The sequence below is a fragment of the Acetobacter lovaniensis genome (assembly GCF_014207635.1).
In the GTDB taxonomy this organism is placed as follows: Bacteria; Pseudomonadota; Alphaproteobacteria; order Acetobacterales; family Acetobacteraceae; genus Acetobacter; species Acetobacter lovaniensis.
This window is the reverse complement of record NZ_JACHIE010000009.1, coordinates 36779-54839: the sequence shown is the minus strand read 5'-3', so window position 1 is coordinate 54839 and position 18061 is coordinate 36779. Positions and strand designations below refer to the sequence as shown.

Here is an 18061-nt window from a genome sequence, read left to right as displayed (position 1 = left end):
CCGGTGTTCTGTTCTTTTTATGCGGGGCATGGCTTTGGTTTTTCTATGAAAACCCGCGGTAAAAACATGGATTATTTTTTGCCCGTATGTTTGAATTGTTAAAATTTACAAAAATACAATATCTGGGAGAAGGCGTAATATGTCCTTAACTGTGCGTTCCATTGCGGTGTTTTGTGGCTCCCGTATGGGGGATAACCCTGTTTATAGGCAGACAGCGGAACTGGCTGGCAAAACATTAGCCGAAAAAAACATTCGACTGATTTATGGCGGTGGAGCCAATGGACTCATGGGTGTAGTGGCAGATGCCGTTATTAAATCCGGTGGGACGGTAACAGGGGTTATCCCGGAATTTTTGAAAACCCGTGAACAGATGCATGATCAGGTTTCTGAACTGATTGTGACGGACTCTATGCATGCCCGCAAGCAGATCATGTTTGCACAGGCCGATGCGTTCTGGATTCTTCCGGGTGGATTTGGCACGTTTGATGAGACAATGGAAATTCTGACCTGGAAGCAGCTTGGCCAGCATAAAAAGCCCATCCTGCTGGTTAATGTGGACGGTTGGGGGGATGCCATGGTTGGCATGCTGGATATGGCGGTCCGTCAGGGGTTTGCCTCGGTGGAAGCACGGGCATTATTGCAGGTCGTGCCGGACATATCGGCTGCTCTGGTGTGCTCTGTTATGGCGGAGCAGGTGCATGATCTGCCGATGTCTGCCCTGTAAACCAGAGCCTTCATGCATTTCCTCTCTTGCTTCATAAGCAAGAGAGATGTATAGCGCTTTCAGCCATAACGGAGTGTAGCTCAGCCTGGTAGAGCACTGTGTTCGGGACGCAGGGGCCGGAGGTTCGAATCCTCTCACTCCGACCATGGCTTTTCTGGAAAAATCAGTCTTCCCTGCGGGATGCGCCCGGAGTGTTATGTTTTTGCACGTCAGAAACATCCAGCACTAGCGGAAGCCAATTCATATAAAATATATGACAATGCGTTCCAGAGTGTCGCATCATTTTTAAAAAGCATTGATGTGTTCAATAAAAAACCCCTCATGCGCCTCTAGGAACATGAGGGGTTTTTATGGAGTAGACAGTTCTGTTCAGGCCCGTTTGGCCACAGCTGTATAATGGCTGTCCACAAGAGTATTGGCAGCGAACAGGGAGGGATGATGCGCCTCCTGCATCTGCCCGACCAGAAGGTTTTCCCACCGGCGCATATCGGCCTGTCGGTCAGCCTGAAAGCCCTTGTTCAGTTCCTCAAACTGCAATGCGGCAAAATATCCGAGCACAATGCTGGACACAAAAGCCGCACTGGCGACCATACCGGGGAGCGAGAGTGCATAGTCCGACCATTGCTCGGACTCCGGCAGGGATTGCCACAGGAACCGCGACAGGGCGGAATTATCTGTAAAATCCTGCCAGTGCACGGCCAGACCGGCATGGAAGACAGAAAATTTAAGTCCGCATGTTATAAAAATAAATGTGGAGCAGATAGCAAGGCTCAGGGCCGCGAGCCAGAGCGAGACAAAAGTTGCTTTTTTCCATGCCATGTGTCCGGCCTCCTAATTTGGGTTCGTTAGGGGGCAAAAGCGGAACAGTGTCTAAAGACATGCCGCTTTCTCCATTGTTCAAATGGTATGTCAGGTATTCAATATATGCAAGGTAAATCGTGCAGAGGCAGCTTTTCTGGCATACTGAAAAAGATGGAATTCCGTGCTGGAAAGCCTTCCTGATCATGCCCATTATTAGAACAAGATTTTCTTGTCTTCTGATCAGCAGGCAAGAGTAGGGGCGTAGGAATGAAGCAGACACATACGGTAAAAATAGGTCTTCTGGCCTTGCTGCTGGCGGGCGTTCAATTTTCTTTCGGTCATGCTTATGCCCAGCATTGGGGTGGCCATTATTATGGTGGTCCCGGCGGCTGGCATAGGGGGGGCTATGGCGGCTGGGGTGGTGGCGGTTGGCATGGTCCCGGACGATGGGACAGAGGTCCGCGCTGGGGGTGGGGCGGCTATTACGGTGGCGGCTGGGGGTATCCTTACCCTTATGGCGGGTACAGGGTTTATGGAGGCTGGAATCCGTATTGGGGCAACCCCTACTGGAGCCCTTACTGGGCTGGCTGGGGCTGGGGTTGGTCCATGCCATATGCTTATGGCCGTATGGCGGACGTAAAAACATATAGCGGGTCATATGCACCGCCTGCACAGGTTCCTCCGCAGCCTGTGCCAGAGGGAACACCACCACAGCAGGAACCAGGGCAGAGCTACTATGCTCCGCCATCCTATTATGCCAACCCGGATTATGGGCAATATCCGGCGACACAAAGCGCACCACCGCCCAGCCAGAATGTGGAAGGGAGCGATGGAACGGCAATGTTCAATTGCAAAAGTGGTTATTTTTACAACAATTTAACGCAAAACTGCGATAAACGCTAAGGTCAGAGCCACAGGTTGCACGCGGGAGCATTGGCAACCTGTGGGACTGTTCAGGCCCGCTGAGGGAGTGCTACCCCTTCAAGTTCAAGCAGCCAGACCTTGTCATCCACGCCACCATCGCCCGAATATCCTCCAAGCCCATTGCGTGCCAGCACGCGGTGGCACGGGATAAGAATGGGAATAGGGTTGTGCCCGACAGCCTGCCCTACGGACTGGGGGCTGCCACCTGCTTTTTGTGCCAGTTCGCCATATGTTGTGGTCGATCCTGTGGGGATGGTCTGCAAAACCGCCCAGACTTTTTTCTGGTATGGCGTGCCATAGGGTTCGAGCGGAAAGGGAAAGGCGCCTAGGGCGGACGGGTTATCAAACCACTGGTCCAGCCAGTCCCGTGCCTGGCAGAGGAGTGGTGTTTCGGTCTGGTCCCGTCCCCAGCCCCAATCCAGGGAAATGATTTTTCCATCTTCTTCAGACAGGGTAAGTGGTCCCAAAGGAGAGTGGAGGGAAAGCTGAGGCATGGGTCTGGCACTTTCTGAATAACAACAGAGTGGAGCGGGACAAAAGCAGGCAGGGTGTGGTGGTGCTGCGAGCACTTTCCATATAGGCCGCTTTTTATCATTTTTTAAATCTACGTTTGCGGACAAAACTGCACTAAAAACACGGTGTTGTCTTGAACAAAACAGTAAGGAACACAGTACGGTGGGATATCAGGGGGAAGACACTATTTTTGCTCTGTCTACAGGTGTAGAGCGCGCGGCTATTGCCGTTATGCGTGTGAGTGGCAAAGGGAGTGCGGACCTTCTGGTAAAGCTCTGTGGTGTGCTGCCTCCACCACGCAAGGCTGTTTTACGCCGCATATGGCGGCAGGCGGATGTGCAGGACACCTTGTTGGACGAAGCTCTTGTTCTGTGGTTTCCCGGCCCCAAAAGCTATACGGGGGAGGATGGGTTTGAGCTGCACCTGCATGCAGGGCCTGCCATAATTCAGGCTGTGGCCCATGCTCTGGTGGATGCTGGGGCACGTCCTGCGGAACCGGGTGAATTTACGCGCAGGGCTTTTACCAATGGCCGGATGGATCTGGTAGAGGCCGAAGGCATAGCTGATCTGGTGGCAGCGGAAACCGAAAGCCAGCGCAGGCAGGCACTGGCGCAGGCCGATGGTGCGCTGAGCCGTGTTTATGAGGGGTGGTCAGAGCGGCTGAAAAAGCTTCTGGCTTTTCAGGAAGCCCTGATAGACTTTCCTGACGAGGATCTCCCCCCCGAGGTGGAGGAGGAAATCCGATCAGGAATCCGCCAGCTTATCGAACAGATGCAGCAGCATATTGCTGATGGGCAGCGTGGGGAGCGTATTCGGCGTGGGGTGGTTTTTGCCATTACAGGCCCACCCAATGCAGGTAAATCCAGTTTGCTGAACTGGCTGGCAGAACGGGATGCCGCCATTGTTTCTCCCATTGCAGGGACCACGCGGGACGCGCTGGAAATTGTGGGGAGTCTGGCAGGGATCAAGGTCACGTTTGTTGATACTGCTGGCTTGCGTGAGACTGAGGATGAAATTGAGGCCGAAGGTGTGCGTCGTGCTTTGTTTCACGTGAAACAGGCTGACTGTGTTGTGCAGATGTTTGCAGCCCCCGATGTGCCACAAAGTGTGTTTCCCGGTGCGCTTGTGGTTGGGAACAAGCTTGACTTGGCCGACCTTCCGGCAGAGGTAGAGGGTGTTGATGTTATCCCTGTCAGCCTGAAAACAGGCGAGGGGCTGGATGCGCTACGCCAGATTCTGGAGCAGAAGGTGCTGGCGTTAACCGCATCGTCCACAGGGATGCCGTTGTTAACCCGGGCTCGCCATAGCGCAGGCGTGCAGGATGCCTGCGCCAGTCTGGAAGAAGCGCTTCGGCAGGAATGGCCCGAAGTGCGGGGTGAGGAACTCAGGCTGGCCATGCGGGCTCTGGGGCGGTTAACAGGACATGTAGGGGTTGAGGAACTGCTGGATGCCATTTTTGGGCAGTTCTGTATTGGCAAATAAGGGCATGGTGCAGGCGTGGTGATAATGGGGTCTTACGATGTGATTGTGGTTGGCGGTGGTCACGCAGGGTGCGAGGCAGCCGCCGCAGCCGCGCGGTGTGGGGCCAGAACACTCCTGCTGACGCATAACAGACACACGGTTGGTGCCATGTCCTGCAACCCGGCAATCGGGGGCATAGGCAAGGGCCATCTGGTGCGGGAAATTGATGCACTGGATGGGCTTATGGGCCGTGCGGCAGACCGTGCCGGTATTCATTTCAAACTGCTTAATCGCTCCAAGGGGCCAGCCGTGCAGGGGCCACGCGCGCAGGCGGACCGTATGCTGTACCGTCAGGCCATACAGGACCTGCTCGCCCAGACGCCGGGGCTGGATATTGTGGAAGGCGCTGTGGCCGACCTGCTGTGCCAGAATGATGGACGGGTTTGTGGCGTTGTGTGCGAAGATGGCAGGCAATGGCAGGCCGGTGCGGTTGTGCTCACAACCGGTACGTTTCTGGATGGGGTTATCCATATCGGGCATCAGTCCCAGCCAGCAGGGCGTATAGGGGAGCAGCCGGCAAAAGCTCTTGCACAACGCCTGCGGGGTATGAACCTGCGCATGGGGCGCCTAAAAACCGGCACACCGGCAAGGCTTGAACGCAGCAGCATAGACTGGTCCGCTCTGGCTGAAGACAAAGGGGACATTGTCCCCGAACCTTTCAGCCGCATGACGCAGGCCATTACCAACCCGCAAATGGTGTGCGGCATTACCGCGACCACACAGAAAACGCACGAGATCATTCGTGAACATCTGCATCTGTCCGCGGTCTATGGGGGGGGGATTTCGGGCCGTGGGCCAAGATACTGCCCATCTATCGAAGACAAAGTCGTGCGGTTTGCGGATAAGACAAGCCACCAGATTTTTCTCGAACCCGAAGCTCTGCCCGAGCATGAGGGGGGTAATCTGGTTTACCCCAACGGTATTTCCACCAGTCTGCCTGCCCATGTGCAGGATGCCATGATCCATTCCATTCCCGGTCTGGAACACGCGGTGATCGCGCAGTACGGATACGCAGTGGAGTATGATTATGTTGACCCGCGTGAGCTCACAACATCGCTGGAACTGCGCCAGTGCCCCGGCCTGTTTCTGGCAGGGCAGATTAACGGAACAACCGGGTATGAGGAGGCCGGGGCACAGGGCCTGCTGGCCGGGGTTAATGCCGCCCGTTGTGCAGGTGGGCTGGCGGGCGTGAGTCTGGACCGTGGCAAGGCCTATATTGGCGTTATGGTGGATGACCTCACAACGCAGGGGGTTAGCGAACCCTATCGCATGTTCACATCCCGGGCCGAGTACAGGCTGACCCTGCGGGCAGATAATGCCGACATCCGCCTGACGCAGCTAGGCGTGGAGTGGGGATGTGTTGGTGCGCAGCGTCAGGCCGCTTTTGAGCACGAACTGGCGCAGATCAATGCCGTAACGGCGCAGGCCGAAGCCGAAGGCTGGCAGCCACAGCAGCTTGCCAGTGTGGGCATGAAGGTTGCGCAGGATGGCCGACGCAGGAGCTTGCTGGAGGTTTTGGGCTATGGGGCGGATCCATCGGTTGTAGAGCAGATTGCTCCATGGTTTTTGCAGGTGCCAGAGCGGGTGCGCCAGTATGTGACCACACAGGCGCGCTACAGTGGGTACCTGACCCGCCAGAATAGGGAAATCAAGCAACTGGAAGCTGAAACGGAAATCCGTTTTCCGCCGCAGCTGGATTTTGCCTGCATTGGTGGGTTGAGCACGGAAATGAAGGAAAGGCTGGAGCAGGCAAAACCAGAAAGTTTTAGTGCTGCACAGCGTATTCCCGGAATGACACCGTCCGCGCTCATGGCGGTTCTGGCCTATTTGCGCAAAGGGCAGGAGCAGGTGCATGTTGGCTGAGTACGAGACTGTTTCACGTGAAACAGAAGAACGGCTACACGCCTATATGGCTGTGCTCAAAAAGTGGAATGAGCGGATCAACCTTGTCTCCCCCAAGGATATGGATAACCTGTGGGAGCGGCATATTCTGGATAGTCTCCAGCTTGTACCTTTGGTAAAAGGGCGTGAGCGATTTGTGGATATGGGGTCAGGTGGTGGTTTTCCCGGTATTGTGCTGGGTATAGCGGCCAATATTCCGGGGGTGCTGATCGAATCCGATCAGCGTAAATCCGCGTTTTTGCGTGAAGCCGCCAGAATAACCGGTGCACCGCTGACTGTCCTGCCCTGCCGGCTGGACAGTGCTGAGGTTGCTCCCGCACCAGTGGTTACGGCGCGTGCGTTGGCCCCGCTGGACAAATTGTTAACATGGGCGCGTCCATTACTGGAGCCCGGTGGTGTTGGTCTGTTTCTGAAGGGACGGCAGGCCGAGCAGGAGATTGAAGAGGCAGCCAGGACCTGGCGGTTTGATGTCCGGTCATGGCCCAGCAAAACAAGCCCCGATGGTGTTATTCTGGAAGTGAGTAATTTTAATCGTGCAGAAGGCTAAAAAAAACCGAAAAGACTGCTGCATCCTTGCAGTAGCAAACCAGAAAGGCGGCGTGGGCAAAACAACCACCGCCATCAATCTGGCCGCAGCTTTGGCAGCCGATGGCGCTCGCGTTGTGCTTCTGGATCTGGACCCACAGGGCAATGCCTCTACCGGTGTTGGTGTTAGTTATGATGCCAGAAAAGGTGGCGCTTATGCCCTGCTCATGCACGAAAAATCCGCGCATGATCTTTTGCAGCCAACCGAGATTGATAACCTGTCGGTTATCGCAGCCAACACGGAACTGGTCGGGGCAGAGATCGAACTGGTTGAAACGCAAGGCCGCGAATACAGGCTGCGCGAGGCACTGGAGCCACTGGCCCAGCAGGCAGACTATATTATCATAGACTGCCCCCCGAGCCTTGGCCTGCTGACTCTGAACGCTCTGGTCGCTGCCCACGGTGTGCTGGCCCCCTTGCAGTGCGAATTTTTTGCGCTCGAGGGTTTGGGGCATCTGGTTAAAACCATCGGGCATGTGACCAAAAACCTGAACCCCGGTCTTAAGGTCGCAGGCATTGTGCTGACCATGTATGACAAACGGAACAATCTGTCCGAACTGGTCGCAGCAGACGCACGCAGCTTTTTTGGCGATGATGTGCTTGAAACCCTTATCCCGAGAAATATCCGTATTTCCGAAGCGCAGAGCCACGGTTTACCCGTCATGACCTACGACCCCCGCGCAACCGGAGCTACGGCCTATCAGGCGCTTGCCGCTGAAATCATGAGGAGAACGGCATGAGCACGCCACCACGGAGCAAAGCCGCTGCCCGCCCAAAACTGGGCCGGGGGCTTGCCGCATTACTGGGGGATGCCGCCGGGGCGGGCATGAGTTCAAAAGGGAATGAATCTGAATACAAGAGTGGTGCTGTGAGCGTTCTTCCGGTTGAAGCCCTTGTTGCCGGGCCATTCCAGCCTCGCCAGATTATGGAACCGGCCGCCCTTGAGGAACTGGCAGACTCCATTCGCGAGCGGGGTATTTTGCAACCTATTCTGGTGCGCCCGGACCCGGGTAAAAAAGGCCAGTACCAGATTATTGCAGGTGAGCGCCGGTGGCGGGCCGCTCAGTTGGCCCAGTGCCATGAAGTGCCCGTGCATGTGCGCGACCTGAGCGAAGCCGATGCCATGGCTGCGGCACTGGTGGAAAACCTTCAGCGTACGGACCTGAATCCGGTGGAAGAAGCCGAAGGCTTTAACCGCCTGATGGATGATTACAGCCTGACGCAGGAAGACCTTGCCAGAGCCATTGGCAAGTCCCGTCCCCATGTTGCCAATATGTTGCGCCTGCTCAAGCTGCCAGATGCCGTTCGGGCGGAGCTTAAAAAAGGCACATTGTCTGCCGGTCATGCCAGGGCATTGCTGTCTCACCCAAACCCTGTGGCTGCCGCGGCTGAAGTCATTGCCCGAGGTTTATCGGTTCGCCAGACCGAGGCTTTGGTGCAGAAGGCATTGGAGCAACAGACTGGTAAGCCGGTGGTGAAGGAAAAAAAGACACAGAACCCGGAAATTGCAGCCCTTGAGCGTGATCTTGCCAGCCGGTTGGGGCTCAAAGTGGCCGTTCACTTTGATGGACACAAAGGGGGATCTCTGGAGATTCATTATAAAAGCCTCGATCAGCTGGATACGGTTCTGGCTTTGTTAAAATCTTGAATTTTCAGGCTTGTGCTTATCAAAAAGGGGTGGTAAAAGACCCCCACTTCAGCCCAATGGGCTGTAAGGGTGCATAGCTCAGTTGGTAGAGCAGCTGACTCTTAATCAGCGGGTCCAAGGTTCGAGTCCTTGTGCACCCACCAAGCTTTTCCTTAGCTTTTGGTGGTTTTCAGGTTTCAGGCTGGCAGGGTTCACCTGCCTTCCGGAGTCAATCCGGTTTCATTTGAAACCGCGTTTTCTGAGCTGGCATGGGGCAGGGTTCTTTCCCGCCACAGATTTTCTCTCTCAAAAACCTGACAGCCTTGGCCCTCCGGCTACCTGTGTGTCTTTTTGTTTCAATTTCGCGGATGCAAAAATTTGCCCATGGCGCGGTCCGGGTGCTCATGGCCGCTAGAGATTGGATACCCCCATCCCCATGACAGTCACCAGCGTTTGAAAACTTGATTTTTTTCAAACAGCCGAAAAAATCCGCGCGTGAGCCTGATGCGGTTGCGGTGCCCAAGGGCATCCCGACTTTCCGATAGCCCCCGGCCTATGAGCCAAGGTTGAGATATGCGCTTTACGCATGATCGTGGCCGCGTCACACCTTCCCGTTCTTACCACCCCTACCCAAAAAAAGGTGTAACAGGTGTATCACTCTGGATAAGTGACTGATTTACTTATCTAAAAGTGATACACCTTTTTTGTTCTGGCTGTTACACCTGCCGAAAATAGGTGTATCATTTTGAAAGCATGAATGGCTGTTTTCTGCCATTTATAGGGATATTGCCGCTCTAAATGGCTGGTTTTCCCTGCTTTTTTGCCCCTTAAAATACACATTTTTCGTTATGCTTTTGATGCATGGCTCGGCCTATTTTAGCTCTGAAATACTCCAAAATCGGAAAAGAAACCCGCGCGCTGCCCGCGCACACCATGCCCACGGCTCACGCAGGCTCGGCTGCATCCTTGCAGCGATAAACAGAGGCTCGGCTTATACCAAGACGGCTGGCAATCTCGGTGGCGCTCATACCCTGCTCCATAAGTGCCTGCACTTCGGTGGCCTGATTGCGGGCTGTAGGCTTGCGCCCTTTATAACGCCCGTCCGCCTTAGCCTTGGCTATGCCTTCCATCTGGCGTTCCCGGCGGAGGTTTGTCTCAAACTCGGCAAACACACCCAGCATATCCAGAAAGGCTTTGCCTGCTGCCGTGCTGGTGTCCACGGGCTGTTCTGTGCAGCGCAAGGCTGCACCCTTTGCCTTGAGTTCCATCATAATGGTTTGAAGGTCAGCAATAGAGCGGGCCAGCCGGTCTATGCGTGTGACGACCAGCACATCGCCCCGCTGGAGGAAGGCAAGCAGGGTTTGCAGTTCTTTCCTGCCACTGGTGCTCGACCCTGAAACCTTTTCGGAGCGAATGACCGTGCACCCGGCTGCGGCAAGGGTCTGCTCCTGAATGGTCAGGTCTTGGTCAGTCGTGCTGACTCGCGCATATCCGTAAATGGTCATTCCGCGTCTCGTTTGTCTCAATAGGGTTTAGACTTTCTCTTTTATGTGTCTCAAAATTAAAAATCAACCCATTTGAGACGCAGAAAACCGCCAGCCCACTGTCTCACAAATTTGTCTCTATGGGGTATACTTCAAAGAGACACAGCAAGTTATGCTGTGGGTGCATACCGAGCGGAAATAGACCGGAGGGGAGACCGACACGCCCCCTCCGGCCATAGCTCACTCATTGCCGCTAGAGAGTGCCAGAATGTTTCCTGCCACCACATAAAGCCGAATATTGCCAGCTTGCCCCGGTGGGCGGACAGATTGCGAGAACTTGCCCTCTTTATCCGGTATCAGCACACCACGCTCGGCCAGCACCTTGGTAGCATCCCGCAGGTTCAGGCCTGCCAGAGCTTCACGCATCCCCGAGGACGTGAGCATGTAACCCCAGCCCCATTGCCCCTCTTGCGTTTTGGCCCAGCGTCTCCAGCCTGCTTGGTTCTGTGTGCGGTATCTCTCTGGTGGTGGTTTGCCCTCATCCCATGACTGGGGGAGTTCTTCTGCCGTTCTGTCCACCCAATCCTGAAAGCGGGACGCACCATTGCGGGCAATGAAGTCGCGGAGCTGCTGCACGGCCTGTTCGTCTTCCCTCCGGCCGGAGGTGCCACGCGCCCGTAACCAGTCACCAAAGCAGAGACCGACCAGAGCGTCTGCCGTATCTGCATCCCAGCCGGTCAGGCCAAAGGTGGTTGCCAGTTCGCCGCCCACAGCAATCATGGCAAAGCGCCGGGCAACTGAACGCACCTGTCCGGAGGCGCGGGGCCAGTTTTGCAGGTATCCTGTTGCTATGGCTTCCAGACGCTCCAGAAGGCGTTCCCGTAGCGGGCGTATGCCTTTCTCCGCCATGAGGGCGGTCAGACGTTCCAGAAAGGCCCGAAAGGGTGCGCCGTAAAACTGCCCGCAGGCATTGCCCAGATAATCCGCAAACTCTCCAGCGCTATCCAGATGGTGCGTGTTCTCAAACAGGCCCATACCGGCCCCTGCATCGGCTGGCACGTCACAGTAGCGCACCTCCATGCCTGCTTTGGTGGCCCGGCCTGCCTCGGAGTTTACATCGGAAAGTGTTTTTTCGCCCGTTGACAGGAATAGCACCCGCCAGCGCGCAACTGCCCGCGCAGAGCCGGTGCGGCTGGCACGGACCTTGCCTTGTCCGTTGCTCAACATGTAGGCCACATCGCCAATTTCTCGTGGGTCTAGCTGGCCTATTTCGTCCAGCGGTAGCAGGGCGTCACAACTTGCCAGTGCAACGCTTTCCAGTCCGTTGGAGGTAGAGCGCCAAGAACGGGCATAGCCTTTGGCCCCGGCATCTGACGTGCCACCGCATACGCTGGAGGCAACCAGCAAAGCTGTGGATTTACCAGCCCGGCTGGCACCAAAAAGCGATATACCACCACCATCCAGCCCCAGCAGGCCAAGCAATGGTGCCGCGAACGCACTCGAAACAGCCAGGACAAGGCGACTGTTGCCCCGGCACAGCAAACCTATGTGCTGCTGCCATTCTTCCATCGTGCCAGACATGCCAAACAGATCCGTTTCTGGCTCGGCTGTTTGCAGCACTACCCGTTCGTCCATGTTGCCGTAGGTGGCATCTGGCAGCACATAGGCCCGGCCAGCCGGCAGCATGTGCCAGCCAATGCGCCCGACCGACTGCGCCCGCTCTGGTGTGGAAATGCTGCTTAACCAGTCCGCAAAGGCGGCCTTGGCTGCGGGGCTGGATGAGAGCGTAAGCCCGCCGTCTGCAAGCTGGCTCCGCAGTTCGCCACAATCGCCACTGAACAGGCTACGCGGAAAGGCTTGCTCATGCTGTTGTCCGTCCCGGTCAATCCAGCCCAGCAGGATGCCCCAACCTTTGCCATCTGGCCCGCGTGTTTCGGCTATGGCTTCAATAGGGCCGGACAGTTTCATATCGGCTTTGGTGCTGTCTGCTGCTTTTCGGAACAGGCCATGAGCGTCACAGAAAAAGCGCCCGTCCTCTGTTTCTGTCCGTCTAGCGGAGGGCTTGCTCTTGGTGTCTTTATCCTTACCGCTTTTCAGTTTGATAACTTTGGCACCCGACAAAGCTGCCCGCACACCTTCACGACCTGTTCCGGCCTGTGTCTGGTTCGTTTCGGAGGACATCGTTCCAGTCTCCATGTTCGATTTCTGGCACGGCGAGCCGAACCGTGCGGCCCTGCTGTGCAAATTGGTAAAGGGCAGCTTTCAGCGCCTTACGCGCAGCCGGATTTCCGGCATCGTTATCAGCCGCCACAATAATTTCGGTAATGGTGTCAGGCAGTTTGACGGCAGCCATGTTGCTTAGGCTGACAGAGGCCAGAACACGGTATTCCGGGCAGGCAATGGCACAACTCAGGGCTGTTTCTATGCCCTCCGCCAGAATGGTCACATCACCATCCGGAGCCATGCCAAGGGCTGCACCAGAGGCACCACGCCATAGGCGGATGCACCCACCTGCAAAACTGCCCAGCACCTTTTTAGCGTTTGCCAGTTCAGCTTTGCCCCATGCGCCGGAGGGTGCCTGTGCCAGCCATGTGCGGTGCACCGCAACCATCTTACCCGTTGGTCCACAGATAGCGCCCAGCATGGCAGGCAACGGGCGCTGCACCTCCGCACACCACACGGCGGGATGGAAGCGCAGCGCACCCGGCGCACGGCCAAGCAAGCGCAGGTCTATGCCACGGCCTTGCAGGTAGTGTTCAACTGGAGTGCCCGCAATGCCGGGCGTTGCATCCTGCCACAGCCGCCGGGCCTTGGCTCTGCGCTGCTGTGCTTCCTTGTCCAGTTCAGGACTATTCAGTTTTTCTTGAACCGGAGGGCGCTGGACGGGGGCTAGTGGCGCGTTGTTCGCCAGCCCCAGCCATGTGTTGGCCCATGCCATTGCGGAGCGCCTGTCACCATTGAACAGAACAGAGGCGACAAGATCAAGACTGTCACCGCGTTCGCCAGAGCTAAAATCACACCACACGCCTGCACGTTGCCCGCTAAGGTGCACAGCCAAAGATTGCCCTTTTTCGCCCGCCAGCGACCCACAGCGCCATTCATGCCCATCGCGCTGTCCCGCAGGCAGCAACTCGGTGACGAGTTGCTGAATACGAGCGGCCAGAAGCCGGGCCAGTTCGGAAGCACTAGGCCGCCGCATGTTGCACCTCTGGTGGATAGTCTTTTAGGGCAGGTATCGGGCCAATGGCTCCACCACGCATCCAAGTCTGCATGTCTGCTTCAAAGCGGGACTCTGCTGCCTTTCGTGCGCGGGTATATTCAGGCATTTCCTCAATCGAGAAGGTATGGCCTTCTGCCTGCCCGGCAAGAATTGCGCGTGTTGCTTTATCCCGAGCCGCCGCGTCCTTGACGATTTTCTCCCACCCAATAGCAGTGAGCCACTTTCTGGCCTCTATGGCGCGGTCGTCGTTTTCAAGACCCATCCAGAACCAGCGGAGGGCAGGCGCCAGTGGAATGAAGCGTTCTTTTGCTCCCTCCGTTTGGCTGCCTGCACACAATTCCTCATAGCTTTGGTTAGCGATGGTCACTTTGCTTAGGTGCAACCATGCGTGCATAAGGCCATGAATGACGCCCTCCGAAGGTGGGGGCGAGAAGAAACGGCTATTCTCAGTCACAAGGTAGGCTGTGTCAGGCCGCACCAATGTGTTGTGCTGGTGCCAGTCAATTTTCCAGAAGAAATAAAGAAGGTTGAGCAGCAGACCCGGTTTGCCTTCAGGCGTATCGCCTTTCCACAGCACGGTGGAGGTATCTTCAAAATCTGTGCCTTGAAGAGTGTCGTCCAGATCATAGGCGTCAGTCATGCCACACCTCCAAAGCGTGTGGTGGCGTCTGCTGTGGAGCTAACAGAGCGGTTGGCAACCCATTCGCGGAGGGCTTGAACGGAATAGCCAATACGGCGCTTTGTGAGCTGCACGAAAACCGGGCCAGAGCCGTCCAGCCGTTTGCTCTGTAAGGTGCGTGGAGCAAGGCCAACCATTGCGGCGGCCTTAGCCTCTGAAACCACCAGCGGCGCTATGACTTCCTTGTGGTGGTGTGCAGGAAAATGAGCAACCGTGCCCATCTGTCTTGCCTTGTCATTCTGAATTGGTGCCATTGTCGGCATTACGAAAAACTCCCCGTTTCACAGGCACATTGCGGTATGTGTTAGCCGCTCGGTGCGTGAAGGGATGGAACTGTATTTCCGGTGAACAATCTGCCGAGATTGCCGAAAACCTAGTTTTCGGTAGTTATCCCTAGCTTTTTGAGACGTGATGCCATGGCGCTGGTATCTTTAATCCATGCCCGCAAATCACTGTCGCTTGCTTCCATTACATTCAACGCGGAAAGAGCCTTTTGTATAAACTCTACTGCGCGGGCTTGTTCACCATACATATTTAAATCAGGCTCACCATTTTCTATCATATAGTAATAAAAAATAGCAGATATTTGTGCCTAATCATGTTTTGAAGGTCTTCCACCTTTGTTTTTAACTAATTCTTTCTGATTTTTGGAATTTAATGAGACATTGTTCTTTTGGGGAGTATCAGACATGGAAATTTGAATATCACGCCAAGGTGGTGTGATCTTTTCGAATGGAGAATGATAATGACCAATCGGATAGCCGCTTACATTGTGTAAGTTCCAAAATTCTTTCGATAACTCCTCTCGTTCATCCAAACTATACATGCCATTGTCTATGGCTGTAGCAATTAGATCTCCAGACCGTAATTTTTGTTCTATATCAGATTTAAGTTTGCAGAATAGAGGCCGGAACCGGTTGCTATCATATGGTTTTCCGGAGTTTCTTTTGTAACGATTTTCCAATAGCTCTTCAGCGTATTTTTCTGTTCCAAAAGCACATAGAGCTTTCATCAGTTCTAAGTTTTTTAGTCCAAAATGTTCCCGAAAAGCTGTTACCAGTGGAAACTCAGTGTCATTCTTTTTGTTTTTAACAGCTTCCGACAACCACAAGCTTATTTCATCTGTAGGTTCTTTTTCTGCTGTGGGCTTTCTTTCTTCCTTATCAGGGGTAAGAGGTGCACCTGATTCTAGGGAAAGAGAACCATGCCCATCCTTTGTTTCAGGCACACTCTTTTTCGCGCAAAAATCGCTTAACTTTGTCACAACCGCCCCACGCCGGTTACCCCCATGAGTATAGGAAGGGAGCGCGGCGGGCCTGTCATGGGGGGCAGGCGTTCGGCGGCCAAACCTAGCCGCACTTGGCTCCACGATGGGGAACAAAACGGGAATTGGCAATAGGGAACCAGCGGAGGGCTGTTGCATGGCTATCATGCTGCCACCCTCAGCAGGTCACGGCAGAGCGACCACGCAAGGTATTCCGGAGCGCCGGGGCTGACTGTGCCGTTGCGGTTAAGGGGCATGGCGGTAAGGGCCAACCGGGCTTTGGCCTGTAGCCCAGACAACGTATGGGCTTGCAGGCTCCCGGCCTCATCCCATTTATCGGACAGGGCATCTGCTAGCGTGAGTTCCTGAGCTTCCACATGCGGCGGTATGTCAACTGTATGGCTCCATGCCTCGGATAGCTGGCAAAAAGTTGCATCGGCCTCCAGCCCGGCCTGAACCACCCGTAGCAATTCCGCATCATCTGGCGTGGCAGAGGCGGCCAGAGCGGGGGCAGCACTACCGGCAAGGGCCAGAACCCCGGCCAGTGCTGTGCGGCGGGATAGGCCGGTTTGTGTGGGGTGTGGCTTGCTCATGCTGCCAGCCCTCCGGCCAGATCATCCAGCAGGCTCATAACCAGCCGGATTTCCTCACATTCTATGCCAAGGTCAAAGTCTGCAAAGGCAGTGGGGAGGATTGCCCGCAGGATGGCTGCCTTGCCCTGCTGGCCTGCCGTGGTGTGGGCTGGGGTGTTGGCAAGCTGGCTTAGAATATCCACTTCCTGCCCGCACAGCTTGGCTAGATCCGCCTCAAACCGTTTTTGCTCTGGCGAGCCGTAGGGTAACTCCGGGTCTGTATCCATTGCCCTAATGCGCCCGTGCACCTGCCAGAACGCAGCACAGAGGGCCAGAGCGGCGCTATCCGCATTGGTGGTAGTGGCACAGGCCATGACGGGCATGGCGGCCACTGTGGCAGCCAATACGGAGGCAAGAGCACCACGGCGGGACAGGCCCGTGGGGGCAGTCTGCATCTGGTTCATTCTGCCACCTCCGGACTGGGGAGCAGGCAGGCCATGTAAAGCTTGGCGGGTTTGTGTTGGGGCTGCGTGTAGTGTGCCTGTTGGCCGGAGGGGGCTTGCAGGTGTTCGGGGTGCAGAAAGCCTGCCAGAGCCAGCATACAAAGGCCAGCCGCGCCAATGGCGGCCAGAGCATCGCCATGCAGGCGAGCAAGGGTAAGCACTGCCAAGCATTTGCTGGGCATGGTATAGGCGTGGTTAGCCATTACCGTCTCCTGATACGAGCGGTTGTGGTCAGGCCAAGTGTGGGAGGGTCCAAGCTCCCCATTTGGCCGCAAAGTGCATTGCCCTATTATCCGAACACAGTTACGATAAATCTGCAATGGAAAAATCGTATCAGGGTTCGGATTTTGTTAGCTGTTCAATGTAAAATGGCCCGTGTAGCTATTGGCTGGGGAGTACGAGACCTTGCTAAAGAAGCAGGTGTTTCTCCTGATACCATTGCCCGCCTTGAACGAGGCGAAGAACTAAAAGCCAGCACAGTAGAAGCTATCCGCTCTGCACTAGAAGCCGCCGGGGTCGAGTTCATTCCTGAAAACGGCGGAGGGGCCGGGGTTAGGTTGAAATTGAAAAGAATAGTTGAAATTCTTAAAATTTAAGGATCAAATTATGCCAATTTACCTTAAAAAATCAGTAAAAGCGGGTCCATTTCGTTTTAATTTTTCAAAAGGTGGTATCGGCGTTTCTGTGGGGGTTCGAGGCCTTCGAATAGGAACCGGACCAAAAGGGCACTACGTTCATGCTGGCAGAGGAGGCATTTACTATCGGGCTTCGATAGGCAGGGCAGGAGAAAAACATGTTAAGCGTGTCTGTAAAGATGTTGAGCCTCCAAAAACAGAATTTGTCGCGGTAGAAAATGTCCAGATGATTGAAGTGGAATCTGGAGATGTTTTGGAAATGCGTAATGAAGCATACCAAGATATTTTGGACGATATGAACACTAAACGTAAGCAAATGCACTTTGCCCCGATGTTTTTTTGGTGGACATTGGCCGTTTCAATTGTTGGAGCTTTCACGGTAGATGTTGGGTTTGTTTTTTTATTTATGTTGAGCCCTCTTTTGTGGGGTATAGGCCGCTGGCTCGATTCATATCGCCGCACAACAGTTTTATTTTATGATCTAGAAGGTAGCGTCCAGTCGTCTTTCGGTGACATGACAGCAGCATTTGATAGTTTAATTGCGGCTAGAGGCAAATGGCATATTGAGGCAGGAGGGGCTGTTACAGATATAACTACTTGGAAGCGTAATGCTGGAGCTTCTTATATTATTCGCAAAAAACCGACTAAGTTGAAATATGCTTTGCCGCGAGAGGTTAAGAGCAACATTATTCCGCCTGCTTTGCACGTAGGGAAGCAGATTATTTATTTTCTGCCAGATGTAGCGCTTGTGGATGATGGGATCAAAATTGGGGCAGTTGGGTATTCCGATTTACAATTGCGGTCCCAAGATAGCCGTTTCATTGAAGAAGGAAAGATACCGAGCGATGCCAAAGTGGTTGGGCATACATGGAAACACCCTAACAAAAGCGGGGGACCAGATCGTCGTTTCAAAGTTAATCCTCGCATTCCAATCTGCCTTTATGAGGCTTTACAGTTAAGAAGTGAAAGTGGGCTTAATGAGTTGGTCGAGTTTTCTAAGAGTGGTGTGGCGACTTCATTCATTAATTCGATTCAACCCCTTCGTTTGCCAACAATAGATGCTCCGGCAATGTCTGGAATTGTTGAGATGACAGAGTAAGGCCTGAT

20 protein-coding genes and 2 tRNA genes are annotated in these 18061 nt (G+C 54.7%); 11 read left to right on the top strand and 11 right to left on the bottom strand.

Annotation, left to right across the window (positions count from 1 at the left end; genetic code table 11):
* Positions 1 to 139 precede the first annotated feature (139 nt).
* Positions 140 to 724 (top strand): LOG family protein, encoded by a 585-nt coding sequence (locus tag HNR55_RS10815; protein ID WP_166115259.1) that lies wholly within the window; start codon positions 140 to 142, stop codon positions 722 to 724.
* Between the two features lie 69 nt (positions 725 to 793).
* A tRNA-Pro gene (locus HNR55_RS10810) sits at positions 794 to 870 on the top strand.
* A gap of 223 nt (positions 871 to 1093) precedes the next feature.
* Here HNR55_RS10810 and HNR55_RS10805 read toward each other — a convergent pair.
* On the bottom strand, positions 1094 to 1543 hold the full coding sequence (locus HNR55_RS10805) for a hypothetical protein (protein WP_166115256.1): 450 nt from the start codon (positions 1541 to 1543) through the stop codon (positions 1094 to 1096).
* 328 nt (positions 1544 to 1871) lie between these two features.
* On the opposite strand from HNR55_RS10805, the gene HNR55_RS16750 reads away from it, so the two are divergent.
* Positions 1872 to 2165: a hypothetical protein gene (locus tag HNR55_RS16750; RefSeq protein WP_166115253.1), complete on the top strand. Its 294-nt coding sequence runs from the start codon at positions 1872 to 1874 to the stop codon at positions 2163 to 2165.
* A 313-nt stretch (positions 2166 to 2478) separates the two neighbouring features.
* Here the strand turns inward: HNR55_RS16750 and HNR55_RS10795 are convergent, their stop codons facing one another.
* On the bottom strand, positions 2479 to 2943 hold the full coding sequence (locus HNR55_RS10795) for a methylated-DNA--[protein]-cysteine S-methyltransferase (protein ID WP_166115250.1): 465 nt from the start codon (positions 2941 to 2943) through the stop codon (positions 2479 to 2481).
* 181 nt (positions 2944 to 3124) lie between these two features.
* Here HNR55_RS10795 and mnmE point away from each other — a divergent pair, with 181 nt between their 5' ends.
* The 6 genes from mnmE to HNR55_RS10765 all read left to right on the top strand — a co-directional run bounded on the left by mnmE (position 3125) and on the right by HNR55_RS10765 (position 8761).
* Complete coding sequence (gene mnmE / locus HNR55_RS10790) at positions 3125 to 4444, top strand: tRNA uridine-5-carboxymethylaminomethyl(34) synthesis GTPase MnmE (RefSeq protein ID WP_166115246.1); 1320 nt, start codon at positions 3125 to 3127, stop codon at positions 4442 to 4444.
* Positions 4445 to 4468: 24 nt separating this feature from the next.
* Positions 4469 to 6346 carry a tRNA uridine-5-carboxymethylaminomethyl(34) synthesis enzyme MnmG gene (gene mnmG, locus HNR55_RS10785; RefSeq protein WP_194300256.1) on the top strand — a complete coding sequence of 626 codons (1878 nt, stop codon included), beginning with the start codon at positions 4469 to 4471 and terminating at the stop codon, positions 6344 to 6346.
* Positions 6336 to 6932: a 16S rRNA (guanine(527)-N(7))-methyltransferase RsmG gene (gene rsmG, locus HNR55_RS10780; protein WP_165925737.1), complete on the top strand. Its 597-nt coding sequence runs from the start codon at positions 6336 to 6338 to the stop codon at positions 6930 to 6932. Before mnmG ends, rsmG begins: the two co-directional genes overlap by 11 nt.
* Entirely contained in the window at positions 6919 to 7710 is a 792-nt protein-coding gene (locus tag HNR55_RS10775) for a ParA family protein (RefSeq protein WP_166115243.1), read from the top strand. The genes rsmG and HNR55_RS10775 overlap by 14 nt, the downstream gene beginning before the upstream one ends.
* Positions 7707 to 8618: a ParB/RepB/Spo0J family partition protein gene (locus HNR55_RS10770; protein ID WP_166115240.1), complete on the top strand. Its 912-nt coding sequence runs from the start codon at positions 7707 to 7709 to the stop codon at positions 8616 to 8618. The genes HNR55_RS10775 and HNR55_RS10770 overlap by 4 nt, the downstream gene beginning before the upstream one ends.
* Positions 8619 to 8685: 67 nt before the next feature.
* Positions 8686 to 8761, top strand: a tRNA-Lys gene (locus tag HNR55_RS10765).
* 780 nt (positions 8762 to 9541) lie between these two features.
* Here the strand turns inward: HNR55_RS10765 and HNR55_RS10760 are convergent.
* The 9 genes from HNR55_RS10760 to HNR55_RS10715 all read right to left on the bottom strand — a co-directional run bounded on the left by HNR55_RS10760 (position 9542) and on the right by HNR55_RS10715 (position 16522).
* The gene (locus tag HNR55_RS10760) at positions 9542 to 10102 is read right to left on the bottom strand and encodes a recombinase family protein (protein ID WP_059022767.1); all 561 of its coding nucleotides are present in this window, start codon (positions 10100 to 10102) and stop codon (positions 9542 to 9544) included.
* Positions 10103 to 10321: 219 nt separating this feature from the next.
* On the bottom strand, positions 10322 to 12214 hold the full coding sequence (locus HNR55_RS10755) for a DUF927 domain-containing protein (protein WP_184382684.1): 1893 nt from the start codon (positions 12212 to 12214) through the stop codon (positions 10322 to 10324).
* Between the two features lie 4 nt (positions 12215 to 12218).
* Complete coding sequence (locus tag HNR55_RS10750; RefSeq protein ID WP_166115234.1) at positions 12219 to 13280, bottom strand: DUF7146 domain-containing protein; 1062 nt, start codon at positions 13278 to 13280, stop codon at positions 12219 to 12221.
* Positions 13267 to 13941, bottom strand: a complete 675-nt coding sequence (locus tag HNR55_RS10745; protein WP_166115231.1) for a hypothetical protein — start codon at positions 13939 to 13941, stop codon at positions 13267 to 13269. Before HNR55_RS10745 ends, HNR55_RS10750 begins: the two co-directional genes overlap by 14 nt.
* Positions 13938 to 14201 (bottom strand): DNA-binding protein, encoded by a 264-nt coding sequence (locus tag HNR55_RS10740; RefSeq protein ID WP_242005557.1) that lies wholly within the window; start codon positions 14199 to 14201, stop codon positions 13938 to 13940. The genes HNR55_RS10745 and HNR55_RS10740 overlap by 4 nt, the downstream gene beginning before the upstream one ends.
* Positions 14202 to 14572: 371 nt before the next feature.
* On the bottom strand, positions 14573 to 15244 hold the full coding sequence (locus HNR55_RS10735) for a hypothetical protein (protein ID WP_184382691.1): 672 nt from the start codon (positions 15242 to 15244) through the stop codon (positions 14573 to 14575).
* 164 nt (positions 15245 to 15408) lie between these two features.
* Positions 15409 to 15837, bottom strand: coding sequence for a hypothetical protein (locus tag HNR55_RS10725; RefSeq protein WP_166115225.1), 429 nt, complete (start codon positions 15835 to 15837; stop codon positions 15409 to 15411).
* A complete protein-coding gene (locus tag HNR55_RS10720; protein ID WP_166115222.1) occupies positions 15834 to 16280 on the bottom strand; it encodes a hypothetical protein in 447 nt (148 codons plus the stop codon). Before HNR55_RS10720 ends, HNR55_RS10725 begins: the two co-directional genes overlap by 4 nt.
* Positions 16277 to 16522 carry a hypothetical protein gene (locus tag HNR55_RS10715; RefSeq protein WP_166115219.1) on the bottom strand — a complete coding sequence of 82 codons (246 nt, stop codon included), beginning with the start codon at positions 16520 to 16522 and terminating at the stop codon, positions 16277 to 16279. Before HNR55_RS10715 ends, HNR55_RS10720 begins: the two co-directional genes overlap by 4 nt.
* A 144-nt stretch (positions 16523 to 16666) precedes the next feature.
* On the opposite strand from HNR55_RS10715, the gene HNR55_RS10710 reads away from it, so the two are divergent.
* Positions 16667 to 16915, top strand: coding sequence for a helix-turn-helix domain-containing protein (locus HNR55_RS10710; protein WP_337250296.1), 249 nt, complete (start codon positions 16667 to 16669; stop codon positions 16913 to 16915).
* A 10-nt stretch (positions 16916 to 16925) separates the two neighbouring features.
* Complete coding sequence (locus HNR55_RS10705) at positions 16926 to 18053, top strand: DUF4236 domain-containing protein (protein ID WP_166115216.1); 1128 nt, start codon at positions 16926 to 16928, stop codon at positions 18051 to 18053.
* The last annotated feature ends 8 nt before the right edge of the window (positions 18054 to 18061 follow it).

Excerpts from the sequence above, each read along its gene's own strand:
- HNR55_RS10745 (WP_166115231.1), bottom strand. The coding sequence starts at position 13,941 with ATGACTGACGCCTATGATCTGGACGACACTCTTCAAGGCACAGATTTT.
- HNR55_RS10720 (WP_166115222.1), bottom strand. The coding sequence starts at position 16,280 with ATGAACCAGATGCAGACTGCCCCCACGGGCCTGTCCCGCCGTGGTGCT.
- HNR55_RS10750 (WP_166115234.1), bottom strand. The coding sequence starts at position 13,280 with ATGCGGCGGCCTAGTGCTTCCGAACTGGCCCGGCTTCTGGCCGCTCGT.
- mnmG (WP_194300256.1), top strand. The coding sequence starts at position 4,469 with ATGGGGTCTTACGATGTGATTGTGGTTGGCGGTGGTCACGCAGGGTGC.
- HNR55_RS10705 (WP_166115216.1), top strand. The coding sequence starts at position 16,926 with ATGCCAATTTACCTTAAAAAATCAGTAAAAGCGGGTCCATTTCGTTTT.
- HNR55_RS10805 (WP_166115256.1), bottom strand. The coding sequence starts at position 1,543 with ATGGCATGGAAAAAAGCAACTTTTGTCTCGCTCTGGCTCGCGGCCCTG.
- HNR55_RS10740 (WP_242005557.1), bottom strand. The coding sequence starts at position 14,201 with ATGGGCACGGTTGCTCATTTTCCTGCACACCACCACAAGGAAGTCATA.
- HNR55_RS10715 (WP_166115219.1), bottom strand. The coding sequence starts at position 16,522 with ATGGCTAACCACGCCTATACCATGCCCAGCAAATGCTTGGCAGTGCTT.
- HNR55_RS10795 (WP_166115250.1), bottom strand. The coding sequence starts at position 2,943 with ATGCCTCAGCTTTCCCTCCACTCTCCTTTGGGACCACTTACCCTGTCT.
- HNR55_RS10815 (WP_166115259.1), top strand. The coding sequence starts at position 140 with ATGTCCTTAACTGTGCGTTCCATTGCGGTGTTTTGTGGCTCCCGTATG.
- HNR55_RS10770 (WP_166115240.1), top strand. The coding sequence starts at position 7,707 with ATGAGCACGCCACCACGGAGCAAAGCCGCTGCCCGCCCAAAACTGGGC.
- rsmG (WP_165925737.1), top strand. The coding sequence starts at position 6,336 with ATGTTGGCTGAGTACGAGACTGTTTCACGTGAAACAGAAGAACGGCTA.
- HNR55_RS10725 (WP_166115225.1), bottom strand. The coding sequence starts at position 15,837 with ATGAGCAAGCCACACCCCACACAAACCGGCCTATCCCGCCGCACAGCA.
- HNR55_RS10760 (WP_059022767.1), bottom strand. The coding sequence starts at position 10,102 with ATGACCATTTACGGATATGCGCGAGTCAGCACGACTGACCAAGACCTG.
- HNR55_RS16750 (WP_166115253.1), top strand. The coding sequence starts at position 1,872 with ATGCCCAGCATTGGGGTGGCCATTATTATGGTGGTCCCGGCGGCTGGC.